Origin of the sequence: Marinobacter sp. LV10R510-11A (assembly GCF_900215155.1) — a bacterium.
Taxonomy (GTDB): Bacteria; Pseudomonadota; Gammaproteobacteria; order Pseudomonadales; family Oleiphilaceae; genus Marinobacter.
Window position 1 is genome coordinate 2,224,954 of record NZ_LT907980.1, and the last position, 12,798, is coordinate 2,237,751.

Annotated in this window: 13 protein-coding genes, 1 tRNA gene and 1 pseudogene; 8 read left to right on the forward strand and 7 right to left on the reverse strand. The window is 54.8% G+C overall.

Annotated features, from left to right (window positions below):
- Nucleotides 1–4: 4 nt before the first annotated feature.
- From CPH80_RS22415 to hemA, 7 genes and pseudogenes are all read right to left on the reverse strand, one after another.
- A complete protein-coding gene (locus CPH80_RS22415; protein ID WP_227520120.1) occupies nt 5–346 on the reverse strand; it encodes a hypothetical protein in 342 nt (113 codons plus the stop codon).
- Between the two features lie 11 nt (nt 347–357).
- On the reverse strand, nt 358–1,146 hold the full coding sequence (locus tag CPH80_RS22420) for a T6SS phospholipase effector Tle1-like catalytic domain-containing protein (protein WP_227520121.1): 789 nt from the start codon (nt 1,144–1,146) through the stop codon (nt 358–360).
- A gap of 38 nt (nt 1,147–1,184) precedes the next feature.
- Nucleotides 1,185–1,331 (reverse strand): annotated as a pseudogene (locus CPH80_RS22940) (PAAR domain-containing protein); the annotation flags it as partial.
- A gap of 235 nt (nt 1,332–1,566) precedes the next feature.
- On the reverse strand, nt 1,567–2,310 hold the full coding sequence (gene moeB, locus CPH80_RS10645; RefSeq protein ID WP_096277643.1) for a molybdopterin-synthase adenylyltransferase MoeB: 744 nt from the start codon (nt 2,308–2,310) through the stop codon (nt 1,567–1,569).
- Nucleotides 2,300–3,166, reverse strand: a complete 867-nt coding sequence (gene prmC, locus CPH80_RS10650) for a peptide chain release factor N(5)-glutamine methyltransferase (RefSeq protein ID WP_096277645.1) — start codon at nt 3,164–3,166, stop codon at nt 2,300–2,302. The genes moeB and prmC overlap by 11 nt, the downstream gene beginning before the upstream one ends.
- Nucleotides 3,156–4,244, reverse strand: coding sequence for a peptide chain release factor 1 (gene prfA / locus CPH80_RS10655; RefSeq protein ID WP_096277647.1), 1,089 nt, complete (start codon nt 4,242–4,244; stop codon nt 3,156–3,158). Before prfA ends, prmC begins: the two co-directional genes overlap by 11 nt.
- Entirely contained in the window at nt 4,241–5,530 is a 1,290-nt protein-coding gene (gene hemA, locus CPH80_RS10660; RefSeq protein ID WP_096277648.1) for a glutamyl-tRNA reductase, read from the reverse strand. The genes prfA and hemA overlap by 4 nt, the downstream gene beginning before the upstream one ends.
- Before the next feature lie 246 nt (nt 5,531–5,776).
- Between hemA and CPH80_RS10665 the strand changes: the two genes are divergently transcribed.
- The 8 genes from CPH80_RS10665 to ychF all read left to right on the forward strand — a co-directional run bounded on the left by CPH80_RS10665 (nt 5,777) and on the right by ychF (nt 12,777).
- Nucleotides 5,777–7,537: a tetratricopeptide repeat protein gene (locus CPH80_RS10665; protein WP_096277650.1), complete on the forward strand. Its 1,761-nt coding sequence runs from the start codon at nt 5,777–5,779 to the stop codon at nt 7,535–7,537.
- Nucleotides 7,537–8,172, forward strand: coding sequence for a lipoprotein insertase outer membrane protein LolB (lolB, locus tag CPH80_RS10670; RefSeq protein WP_096277652.1), 636 nt, complete (start codon nt 7,537–7,539; stop codon nt 8,170–8,172). Before CPH80_RS10665 ends, lolB begins: the two co-directional genes overlap by 1 nt.
- On the forward strand, nt 8,169–9,032 hold the full coding sequence (ispE, locus tag CPH80_RS10675) for a 4-(cytidine 5'-diphospho)-2-C-methyl-D-erythritol kinase (RefSeq protein ID WP_096277654.1): 864 nt from the start codon (nt 8,169–8,171) through the stop codon (nt 9,030–9,032). Before lolB ends, ispE begins: the two co-directional genes overlap by 4 nt.
- Before the next feature lie 19 nt (nt 9,033–9,051).
- Nucleotides 9,052–9,126 (forward strand) — tRNA-Gln (locus CPH80_RS10680).
- A 52-nt stretch (nt 9,127–9,178) separates the two neighbouring features.
- Nucleotides 9,179–10,129 (forward strand): ribose-phosphate diphosphokinase, encoded by a 951-nt coding sequence (locus CPH80_RS10685; protein ID WP_096281551.1) that lies wholly within the window; start codon nt 9,179–9,181, stop codon nt 10,127–10,129.
- 186 nt (nt 10,130–10,315) lie between these two features.
- Nucleotides 10,316–10,954, forward strand: a complete 639-nt coding sequence (locus CPH80_RS10690; RefSeq protein ID WP_096277656.1) for a 50S ribosomal protein L25/general stress protein Ctc — start codon at nt 10,316–10,318, stop codon at nt 10,952–10,954.
- Nucleotides 10,955–10,975: 21 nt separating this feature from the next.
- The gene (gene pth, locus CPH80_RS10695) at nt 10,976–11,569 is read left to right on the forward strand and encodes an aminoacyl-tRNA hydrolase (RefSeq protein WP_096277657.1); all 594 of its coding nucleotides are present in this window, start codon (nt 10,976–10,978) and stop codon (nt 11,567–11,569) included.
- A gap of 116 nt (nt 11,570–11,685) precedes the next feature.
- Nucleotides 11,686–12,777: a redox-regulated ATPase YchF gene (gene ychF / locus CPH80_RS10700; protein WP_096277659.1), complete on the forward strand. Its 1,092-nt coding sequence runs from the start codon at nt 11,686–11,688 to the stop codon at nt 12,775–12,777.
- Nucleotides 12,778–12,798: the final 21 nt, after the last annotated feature.

The following is a 12,798-nucleotide window of genomic DNA, read 5'->3' on the forward strand; positions in this document are numbered from 1 at the left end:
CCATTCACTGGCTCTTGTTGGGGTGAATGGCCCGACGGCCACTTTTTGTTGGCCTGAACGGGTACAGAGGCCCGAGCTCCAGATAATGATCGGAGTGATGGATATACCTTTGCTTGAGCAGGGCTTTTGACTCAGATGATATAACTAAGTTCTGGCCATGCCAGACGTAAGCGGCAAGATTTCGGGCGACAGTCATTAGCTCGTTGGGAAGTACAAACTGAGGATTGTCTGCGGGAACTGGTTCAAAAGGCACACCGGCATCAACAGCCAATTTGTGCATCAGATACAAAGGAATTCTGGAGTATTCGCCCCGAACCTCCCGGTCAAGCCAGAGGTGCAAAGCCACATTATTTCCACTCAGACTCGGCTGGGTTGGGTTGGCAGCATTGGCAGGCGTTTCTGCTCAATTTCCAGAGTCGCCAGTGGGTCGTGTGAACCAATCCAGCCCTCGCCCCTAATGAGCGCCCGCTCCTGCAACATGCGCGAGAACTCAAAGCTGGCCTCAGGGTTTCGGCGGTCTTTGCCTGTGATCACCAATGGCGGGCAAACTTCAATTCGCTCACGAAACCTGTCTGGATACCCTCCACCGATATCCGAATGTGCGCCCGGTAAAACCCACTCGTCGAAATTCTCAGGCAAGTTACCCGATTCACTTCGAAGGCTGTTTAACGAAAAGTTGTGCCGGCGCTCATCCCAGGCAACAAACTGGACTGCTCGCTGGGCATGCTCCGATTTTACGTTGACGTTGACGCGTCCCGTTTCAGCATCGTGAGCGGAGAATTCCAGATTACCCACATCGGCGACTCCGGCAACAGTGTCAAACAATCCCAGAAACCGAACGGTAACTTTCTCAGGCCATGGGATGCCTTCTCGCTCGAAAGCTCTGACCAATGCCCCTTTGTATTCACCGTACAAAGAGCCTGTTGTGTCATAAACCTCCCGACTGACGAAATGCCGTGCCGTTGCCGCGCCCCTGCTAAAACCAAATACATCGATGACCAGTTCATCAACAGGATCATTGACTCGGTTAGCGATCTCAAAGGTGAGCTGTTCTGCACCTTCCTTAACCTTCTTGAGGATGCCTTGCTCTCCCAGTCCCAACCCCATACTTTGGCCGTCATCGGGCTGACCAAACTTGGTACCCACACCTGAGGCATAAACGGATAGCCTTGGGTAATTACGGCACCGCAGCCTGTCACATCACCTACCCGGGCAATGGGCTTGCCTTCAACAAGGATGCTGGAACCGTTGGGCATTATGGGGGATGAGCCGTGCCCGGGAATCGGGCAGACATGCTGGTCGCCAACGCAGGCGGCAATCAGGTTGCTCATAGTCAGAATTCCTTTCTGTGGCTCGTAGCTTCCTGGCTACTCGTTGTTAAACATTGTTCAAAACCCGCGAGATTAGCATGGCTGGCACCACATAACACTCTCCTAAACCTTGCGGAGCCATGGGTGAAGTGCGAAGCAGAAGCATTAGCGCTATATGGCAGAGCCGAGCGTACAAGGAGGTATTCACAGCGTGTTTTGGAGAGTACTCCTCCACCTGCTTCGGGCCGGCTTACTCCTAGCCACAAACCGGGCAATCAGGATCTTTGGTTAGCTTCATTTCGCGCCACTGCATTTCCCAGGCATCCAGTATCAAAAGTCTACCGACAAGCGAGCGGCCAACGCCTGAAATGACCTTAATGGCTTCCATGGCTTGGGCAGATCCGATCATGCCAACGAGTGGCGCAATCACTCCCGCCTCGGAACAGGTCAGGTCTTCATTGCCCTGCTCGGGATAGAGGCAGTGATAGCAGGGGGAGTCCGCCTGCCGGCTGTCGTAAACACTGAGCTGGCCTTCGCCACGGATGGCTGCGCCGGAGATCAGCGGCACGCCGGCAGCCACACAAGCGCGGTTCAAAGCGAACCGGGTGCTGAAATTATCTGAACAGTCCAAGGCCAAACTGGCTTCGGCTACCTCTTCCGCAAAGCCCTCCAAATCAAGGCGGCGGTTCACCACAGAAATGGACACCCCCGGATTGATACTGCGAACTCTCGCCGCCAAGGTTTCTGCTTTGGATTCACCAATCTGCGCGGTTTCAAACGCTATCTGGCGCTGTAGATTGGCCAGTTCAATTACGTCATCGTCTATCAGTGTTAAATGGCCCACACCCGCCGCGCCCAGATACAGCGCAACCGGGCAACCAAGGCCACCCGCCCCAACCACAACTACCCGAGCGGATTTCAACGCCTCTTGGCCTGCGATATCGAAACGTGGCATCAGTATTTGACGGCTGAAACGCAGAAGCTCTTCATCACTCAGCATCGTCGTCTCCTTGGGGTGCCCACTGCCCCAGGGTCATGCGATCGTTACCGCCGTAGTCTTTCCGGCTCTCTACGTTCGTAAACCCGCGGCCAGAAAACAAATCCCGAACAGCTTTAGCTTGATCAAAGCCGTGCTCCAGTAACAGCCAGCCGCCGCTGTTCAACCAAGCCGGTGCTTCGTCCACAATCTTGCGAATGTCATCAAGGCCATCCACGCCGGCTACCAGTGCGGAGGCGGGCTCAAAGCGCACGTCGCCCTCGCCAAGGTGGTAATCGCCAGAGGCTATATAAGGAGGGTTGGATACAATCAGGTCAAAACTGTCGGCTGGCAACCCGGTAAACCAACCGCTCTGAAACACATTTACCGGCAACTGTAGCTCCCGGGCATTGGTCTGGGCCTGTGTAATCGCTTCTTCTTGAAAATCGCAGGCCGTGACTAACCAGTTTGGCTGCTCGCTGGCCAGTGCCAGGGCGATGGCACCCGTGCCGGTACCCAGGTCGAGAACCTTGGCATTGTCTGCCAGGGGTATTTCCAGCGCCTGCTCCACTAGGCACTCGGTATCCGGCCTGGGTATCAGGGTGCTGTTGCTCACTATGAAAGGCAGTGACCAGAATTCTTGATAACCTAATAGGTAGGCGATAGGTACGCCTAGCACTCGCTGCGCCACCAAACCTTCAAATTGCGCCGCCTGCTCCGAATCTAGTTCCCGCTCCGGATAGGCACGGAAGCTGGATCGGCTCAGGCTACTTACGTGGGCAAGAAGTAGCTCCGCATCCAGCCTGGGCGTATCACTGGCAATTCGGCGAACCGCATCACCCAGCAATGCCTCACAGGTTAGTGAAGGCTTACTCATCATCGGAAAGTGAGGCCAGGAGATCCGCCTGGTGCTCTTGCTGAAGAGGCACAACCACAGAGCCCAGATCGCCGGCAATTACGTCGTCAAGTTTATAAAGTGTAAGGTTGATTCGATGGTCGGTTACCCGGCCTTGGGGGAAGTTGTAAGTACGAATACGCTCAGAGCGGTCGCCGCTGCCCACAAGGCTTTTGCGGGTCTCTGCCATGGTTTTTTGCTGACGCTCGGTTTCAATATTCTGCAATCTAGATGCCAGAAAACTCATGGCCTTGGCTCGGTTTTTATGCTGCGAGCGCTCTTCCTGACACTCCACCACTATTCCACTTGGCAGGTGAGTAATCCGAATGGCGGAATCGGTTTTGTTAACGTGCTGACCACCCGCGCCGGAAGAACGAAAGGTATCCACGCGCAGGTCTGCCTTGTTGATCTCAATGGCCTCGGCCTCATCCGCCTCTGGCATAACCGCAACGGTGCAGGCCGAGGTATGGATGCGCCCCTGGGATTCCGTTTCTGGAACCCGCTGCACCCGGTGTGCGCCGGATTCGAATTTCAGTGCGCCATACACAGCATCGCCCGCAACCCGGGCAATAATTTCTTTGTAACCGCCATGCTCGCCTTCATTCTCGCTCAGCACTTCAATCTGCCAGCGCTTGCGCTCGGCGTAACGGCTGTACATACGAAACAGATCCCCGGCAAAAATGGCAGCCTCATCACCGCCGGTGCCTGCGCGGATTTCCAGGAACACGTTTTTGCCATCGTTGGGATCTTTCGGCAGCATCAACCGCTGCAACTCTTCATCTAATTCTTCGGTTTTCTGCTCGGCAATGCCCAGCTCTTCTGCGGCCATTTCGCGCATATCCGCATCGCCGTCTTTGGCCAGTTCTTTTGCCTCTCTGATATCGCCTAGCGACTGCTGCCAAGCCTGAAAACACTGCACAACAGGCTCAATTTCGGCAAACTCCCGGGATAATTCCCGGAACCTGTCTTGGCGGGCAATGGTAGCTGGGTCGCTGAGCAACGCACTCACCTCCTCGAAGCGTTCAACGAGCTGCTCGAGGCGGGACTGAATTGATGATTTCATAGTTTTTCCGGGGTGGTCGTCGCGTCTGCGTCCAACACATCGAGCTGATGCAGCTCTCTCAGCCATTCAGTCACCTCGGTGCGCCCTTCGGTGGTGGCCTTGCGAACCTGAATAGACGGTTCGTGCAGGAGTTTGTTTGTAAGGCCTCGCGCTAGGCTGCGCAAAGCGGTTTCAGGATCGCCGCCATTACGCAGGGCGCGCAAGGCTTTTTTCGTTTCTACGTCTCGCAACACTTCGGCACGCTGCCGAAACTGCTTCAACGTAGAAACCGCATCCAATGCGCGAAGCTGGCTGAGGAACTCCTGCACACCGGCTGCTATGAGATTTTCCGCTTCACGGGCTGCACCCTCACGGGTACGGACGTTTTCTTCGATAACCTGGCGCAGATCATCCACGGTATAAAGATAAACGTCTGCGAGAGAGGCCACTTCCGGCTCGATATCCCGGGGCACCGCAATATCAACCATGAAAATTGGCCGATGCTTGCGTTTCTTCAGGGAGCGCTCAACCGCGCCCTTGCCAAGAATCGGCAGCGGGCTGGCCGTGGACGAAATGATGATATCGACATCTGCCAAATAGTCCGGAATTTCCGAAAGCAGAATACCCCGGCCGCCTCTGGATTCTGCCAACGCTTGGGCTCGCTCCAGCGTGCGGTTAGCCACAATGAAGTTTTTTACACCGGCATCTGCAAGATGGCGTGCAACCAGTTCGATGGTTTTACCCGCACCGATCAGCAATGCCTTATTGCGTGACATATCCGCAAAAATGCGGTGGGCCATGCTTACGGCGGCATAAGCAACAGAAACTGGGTTTTCGCCGATGGCTGTTTGCGTGCGAACTCGCTTGGCAACAGAGAATGTGTGCTCAAACATACGGGAGAGGAAAGAGCCACTGCCCCCGTGTTCCCGGGCCAGAGCATAGGCATCTTTTAACTGGCCAAAAATTTGCGGCTCGCCCAGAACCATTGAATCCAGCCCGGCCGCAACACGCATCATGTGCCGCACGGCATCTGCATCGCGGTGTATATAAAGTACTTCCTCAAGCTCGGCGGCCTCCAGCCCGTGGAAGCCGGCCAGCCAGCGCAGCACCAGCGGCGCGCAATCGTCGTCGCCCGCAAGGTAAAGTTCGGTCCTGTTACAGGTAGAAAGAATCGCAGCCTCACTGGCGCCAGACGCCGCCCGCAACTCTGCAAACGCCTCTGACATACGCTCAGGCGTAAACGCGACCCGCTCTCTTAACTCGACAGGGGCGGTGCGGTGATTGATTCCCAGCGTTAGCAATGCCATTTCTTGGTTTTGCAATCCTCTAAGGTGGCTGTGTGTATAAACGCCATTGTGCAGGCATTTTAGCGGCCAGAGCCCTCAGCTGCCACCCAAAACCATCTACGCTTCGGGAAGTGCGGACAGGTTGGGCAAGAACAAGAGCTTATGCCATTATAGGGGATCGGCGCACGCCGGAGCCCGGCTCAGCTCAAAAAAAAGAGGGTTTCTGGGTTAACCTGGGTGCGTAGTCAATAAATCACGGGAAGTTGCATGCACAAATCCGCACCGCTTTTGGTTACCTGTCTGTTCGGCCTTTCGCTGTCAGGTTGCGCCAGTATAACCGATTTCGGGCACTCGCCTGTTGTCGATGAAACAATCGCCACGGACACACCGAAAAATATCAAACAGATTAATAGCGAGCTGCCCATAGAGTACGCAGACTTTGAACCAGAAACACTATACCTGCTGCTCTCAGCCGAAATTGCCGCACAGCGGGGCCGATACGACGTCACGCTTGTTAATTATCTCAGGGCCGCCCAACAGTCCCGGGATAAGAAAGTCATTGAAAGGGCCATGCACATTGCTCAGTCACTCAATGGCGACAATGCCCAGAAGCAACTGGCGGAGCTATGGCTTGAAGTAGACCCAGACAACCTTCAGGCACTGCGAGTTTCTGCCATTCAAGCCGTCAAGCGCAATGAGCTTGAAGCTGCCCTAAGGTACATGGAAAATATTCTGGACCAAGGTGAAGACGCAGATTTCGATAGCCTTGCAGCCATGGCCGGAAACCTGCCGCCGGTACAGCAGCAGGAACTGCTTGCGCTATATGAGGAGATGGCGAGCCGCCACCCAGATACCCCAGAGCTGGAATACAGCATCGCGCTGCTGTTAAAAATTACGGGCAACCCTGAAGCAGCTCTTAACCGCCTGGAGCCTCTACTTGCTGCAAAGCCCAACTTTCAGCCTGCCATCATCCTGAGAGGCGATCTTCTATACCAGACCGACAGAGTAATCGAAGCCCTTGAGCACCTGATGGTAAACACCCGGCGCTTTCCGGCAAACCGCCAGATGGGCACGCTTTATGGGCGCATGCTGATCAGTGAGAACGAGCTACAGGCCGCTCAGGATGAATTCAGCCGACTGGCGGAGCGTTACCCGGATAATCCCGGCATACGGCTTTCACACGCACTTGTCGCCCTAGAAAACGGAGAGCTGGATCTTGCCAAAGAAGAGCTCACCCAACTAACCGAACAAGGCCACCACACCAGTGAAGCCAGCTACTACCTCGGCAGAATTGAAGACCAAGCCGGCAACACAGAGCAAGCTATCGAGTACTACCAGAGTGTGGAACAGGGTGCCTATTACTTCCCTTCTCTCGCCCGCGCCAGCTCGTTGCTGACCGCAGAGGGTAAGCTGAATGAGGCCCTAGAGAACATCCGCTCTATGCGCAGCGCCAACCCCAAACAGGCAGAACAATTCTGGCTGCTTGAAGTTAACCTGCTACTCGACCAAAGCCTGCGACAAGAAGCTCTTGAATCAGCTTCTAGCGCACTTAAAGAGTTTCCAAATAACCTCCAGTTACTCTATGCACGGGCCATGCTGTTCGACGCCCTAGAGCAGCCCAGCAAAGCCGAGGCGGACCTTAAGCAAATTTTTGAAAATGATCCCGAAAACGCCGTCGCCCTCAACGCCTTGGGATATATACTCACAACCCAACCTGGTCGGCTAAACGAAGCCCGTGGTTACATTGAGCAAGCTTTGGCTCTGGACCCTGAAAACCCCGCCATTCTCGACAGCATGGGCTGGGTTCTTCTTCAGGAAGGCCAAATTGAACCCGCACTGGATCACCTGTCCCGCGCATGGGCAGCCTACCCAGATCCGGAAGTTGCTGCTCATTACGGCGAAGCTTTGTGGATGAGTGGTGCGGAAGAGCAAGCCCAGATTATTTGGAAAGAAGGGCTTGATCAGGATGAAGATCACGCTGTACTGAGGGAAACCATTGAGCGACTGACCAACAATGGTGAGCAGTGATGCACAGGCTTTTTCGTGCATGCTCTGCCCTTTTACTGATCGCAGGCCTAAGCGCCTGCACAACCATTCAGCTAGAGCCGGTTCCAGACGGGCTTACTGATCAACCGCCATTCGATTGGCAGGATCGCTCTGCAAAACTGAGCCAGTTTGATCACTGGCAACTGCGGGGGAAACTGGCCGTACGCCAGCCCTCAGACAGCGGCACCGCCATCATCAATCATTGGATACAGCAAGGCGAAGCCTATGACCTCGCCTTGTCATCATCCTTTCTCGGAATGGGCAGCACGACTCTAAAAGGCGTGCCCGGGTTCATTGAGCTAACACTCTCTAACGGCGAAACATATCGCTCTGGCGACCCAGAGGCTCTGGTGAAGGCCGCCACCGGCTGGCAACTGCCATTGCAGAGCCTGACACGGTGGATACGCGGCCTGCCTGCCCTGGATGGCGATTTCCTCCTACTGTTTGACGATCAAGGCAAGCTGGCCATGATTCGCCAGGCCGGCTGGGAGATCCGCTACGACCGCTGGCACGAGCCACAAGGCGACAGACCCGCCTTACCTGCACGGGTTACCGCCCTGAAAGAGCAGAAGCGAATACGTGTGGCTGTAAGCCGCTGGAAGGACTTGAACCCGTGACGGCATCCATCACACTGCCCTCACCTGCCAAACTGAATCTCTTTCTACACATCGTTGGCCAACGCCCAGATGGCTACCACGAGCTCCAGACACTGTTTCAGTTTCTTGATTACGGCGACGACATTACCCTGACCCTGACCCCAGACCACCCCGGGGTACGGCTAGAAACCCCCATCCCCGGCGTTCCAGACGAAGACAACCTGATTATCAAAGCGGCCTTGGCGCTTGCTCAGAAGGCTCCTAGAGACCCGCCTGGGGTAAGCATCGCTCTTAAGAAACGCTTACCCATGGGCGGCGGGCTCGGCGGCGGAAGCTCCAACGCGGCCACCACACTGCTAGGGCTAAACCACCTATGGAAACTCAATCTCGGGCTTGATGAACTGGCTGAAATGGGACTGGCTCTGGGTGCAGATGTACCGGTTTTTGTGCGTGGCCATGCCGCCTTTGGTGAAGGTGTGGGAGAAAAACTGACCCCCGCGCACCCGCCTGAAGACTGGTTTTTGGTTCTAAAACCCGACTGCAACATCAACACCGGTAAGATATTTTCAGCGCAAGCCTTGACAAGGGACACCCCGAGAATCAATATAGCGCCCGCTTTTGAGGGAGACGCCTCGAGGTACCGAAACGACTGTGAAAACGTAGTTAAAACGCTATATCCGGAAGTCAGCACGAGCATGGAATGGCTCACACAATTCGGACCTGCAAGATTAACCGGAACCGGGGCTTGCATATTTGGACGTTTCCCTACAGAATCCGCAACCCGGATCATCTGGGAAAGCAAACCTTCCGGCATCACCGGGTTCGTAGCTAAAGGGGTGAACGTATCACCTCTTCACCAAAAGCTAACAGAGCTAAAATGATGCCAAAGAAGCACGATACTGGGGTGTCGCCAAGTGGTAAGGCAACGGGTTTTGATCCCGTCATGCGCAGGTTCGAGTCCTGCCACCCCAGCCATTTTTCTTCCGATTCTTCTGACTCTAACGCCGAAAACGAGAAGGATGCCATCGTGTCAAAACTAATGATATTCTCAGGCAACGCCAATCCAGAGCTTGCCCATGCTATCGCCAAAAAACTCCACATCCCTATGGGAGAGGCCACGGTAGGCCGGTTCAGCGATGGCGAAACCACCGTAGAAATCAACGAAAATGTACGTGGCCACGATGTTTTTATCATCCAGCCCACGTGCTACCCCACCAATGACAACCTGATGGAAGTGATCGTGATGGCCGACGCCCTGCGCCGCGCCTCTGCATCACGTATCACGGCCGTTATCCCGTATTATGGCTATGCTCGCCAGGATCGCCGTGTACGCTCTAGCCGTGTTGCCATCAGTGCCAAAGTTGTTGCCGACATGATTTCCAGCATTGGCGTTGACCGCGTACTGACCGTAGATCTTCACGCCGATCAAATTCAAGGCTTTTTTGATGTGCCGGTAGATAATATTTACGCCACGCCGGTGATGATTGAAGACATCGACAAACAGCGGTTCGAGAATTTTGTGGTCGTTTCCCCGGACGTAGGCGGCGTTGTGCGCGCCCGTGCCGTTGCCAAGCGACTAGACGACGCAGATCTTGCCATCATCGATAAGCGTCGCCCGAAAGCCAACGTGTCCCAGGTTATGCACATTATTGGTGACGTTAAGGGCAAGACCTGCATTCTGGTCGACGACATTGTGGATACCGCAGGCACCCTGTGCAAAGCTGCCGACGCGCTTAAAGAACGCGGGGCGGCCCGTGTAGTCGCTTACATTACTCATGCTGTTCTCTCCGGCCCGGCTATTGAAAACATCAATGCCTCGGAGTTAGACGAGCTGATAGTGTGCGACACGATTCCACTGGGTGACAAAGCGAAGAACTGTGCTAAAATCCGCCCCCTTAGTATGGCTGGACTGCTCGCGGAATCCATTCGCCGCGTTAGCAACGAAGAATCCATCAGCGCCCTGTTTGAGAACGCCTGAGTAGGCGCTAGGTCATAACACTCGGGAAAACAGGACGTTATTGGAAGCCACCAACAAGTTACCGAGTCGGGAGCCTAAACAGGCTCCCGACTCTTTTAGTCAGCCGGAAATATCCGGCTTTTCGAAAACATCACCTGTCCCAACGCCTGGTCGCGGGCAGTTCAGGTGACGATTGAGGTACAAACCATGTCTCAGGACTTTGTTATTCAAGCATTTCCTCGTGACGAACAGGGGAGAGGTGCGAGCCGCCGCCTGCGTCGCGAAGAGCGTAAGATCCCGGCCATCATTTACGGCGCCGGCAAAGAAGCCACTCCGATTTCCATTTGGCACAACGAGCTGAAAAAAGCTCTGGAAAACGAAGCCTTCTTCTCTCACATCCTGACCATTGACCTGGATGGCAAGAAAGAGAGCGTGATCATGAAGGATCTTCAGCGGCACCCGTACAAGCTGCTGCTGACCCACGCTGATTTCCAGCGCGTTGAAAAAGATCATGAAATCTTTGTTCACGTTCCGTTGCACCTACTGAACGAAGACTCAGCACCTGCGATCAAGACCTTTGGTGGCGTTGCGTTCCGTTTGATGACCGAGGTTGAAGTAGCTTGTCTGCCGCAGAACCTGCCTGAGTTCATTGAAATCGACATGGCTGACGTCGAAATGGATCAGATTGTTCACATGAGCGATCTGAAGCTTCCGAAGGGCGTTCGTATTCCGGCTCTGCAGCACGGCGACGAGCACGACCAGCCTGTCATGTCTGTCAGCAAGCCGAAAGGCGTCAAGGATGACAACGCAGAAGACGAAGCAGAAGAAGGTGAAAGCAAGGAGTAATAGCTCCGGAGGCGTTGGCAGATGGCACAGGATATTGTCATGGTGGTTGGGCTGGGTAACCCCGGTTCCGACTACAAGAATACTCGCCATAATGCCGGCGCCCTCTTCGTTGAAGCACTGGCCCGTGATGCGGGCCAGTCGCTCCGCCCCGAAAAGAAGTATCTTGGGCACCATGCCCGCATTCAGTGGCAAGGCATTGAGCTTCATTTACTGAACCCTGCAACCTTTATGAACCGCAGTGGTCTGTCTGTAAAAGCTCTCGCGGACTTCTTTAAGATTCCCCCCTCCCAGATTCTGATCGCCCACGACGAGCTCGACTTGCCTCCTGGCACCGCTAAGCTTAAAAAAGGCGGAGGTCATGGCGGACACAATGGGCTGCGAGACACCATCGCCCACTTGGGCACCAAGGAATTCCAAAGACTGCGCATTGGCATTGGGCACCCCGGCGACAGCCGTAAAGTAACCGGCTACGTACTGGGCCGTCTGGGCAAGCGCGAAACGGAAGATCTAAACGCGGTATTCGACGAAACCATGCGGGTATTACCCGACGCGGCTTCGGGCAATCTCGCTGCAGCCATGAACCGTTTACACAGTTTCAAAACCACCACCGCCTAAACACCTGCGCGACAGCACTTCCGGCTAATCCGCCACCGCTGGTATCCCTTACTCGCACCCACTGCCCGACACCGGTATAATCCGGCCAAACTTCCCCGTACCAACAGAGGCATTCCATGGGTTTTAACTGCGGCATCGTCGGCCTTCCTAACGTCGGCAAATCCACCCTGTTCAATGCATTGACCAAAGCAGGCATTGGCGCGGAAAACTTTCCGTTCTGCACCATTGAGCCCAATGCCGGCGTGGTAGCTATGCCTGACCCGCGGCTTGATAAACTGGCCGAAATCGTCAAACCGCAACGCACCGTGCCCACGACTATGGAATTTGTGGATATCGCCGGCCTGGTCGCAGGCGCATCCAAAGGCGAAGGCCTGGGCAACCAGTTTCTTGCCAATATCCGCCAGACTGAGGCCATTGCCCACGTGGTGCGCTGCTTCGACGACCCCAACGTAATCCACGTTGCCAATAAAATCGATCCGGCTGCCGATATTGAGATCATCAATACCGAGCTTGCTCTGGCCGACATGGACACGGTTGAGAAATCCATCAAGCGTGTTCAGCGGATTGCCAAAGGTGGTGATAAAGAAGCCAAAGCGCAGATTGAAATTTTTGAGCGCCTGTTGCCAGTATTGAACGAAGGCAAACCGGTACGCAGCATGGGTCTAGATAAAGATGAACTGCTGCTGATTCGTGAGCTATGTCTGCTTACCATCAAGCCCACCATGTACATTGCTAACGTCAGCGAAGATGGCTTCGAGAACAACCCATACCTGGATATCGTGCGTGAAATCGCCAGTGCCGAGAACGCCGTGGTTGTTCCCATCTGCAACAAGATGGAGTCCGAAATCTCAGAACTGGAAGACGACGAGAAAAGCATGTTCTTGGGCGAAATGGGCATGGAAGAGCCAGGCCTTGACCGCGTTATCCGCGCCGGCTACAGCCTACTGGGCTTGCAGACCTACTTCACTGCAGGTGTAAAGGAAGTGCGCGCCTGGACCGTTAAAATTGGCGCCACGGCACCGCAGGCCGCAGCCGTCATCCACACCGACTTTGAGCGCGGGTTTATACGTGCCGAAATCATCGGTTATGCCGACTTTGTGCAGTACAATGGCGAAGCCGGGGCCAAAGAAGCCGGAAAATGGCGTTTGGAAGGCAAAGAATACATCGTTAAAGACGGCGACGTTATCCACTTCCGCTTTAACGTTTAAGTAAAATGGCTGAGGCTGCGG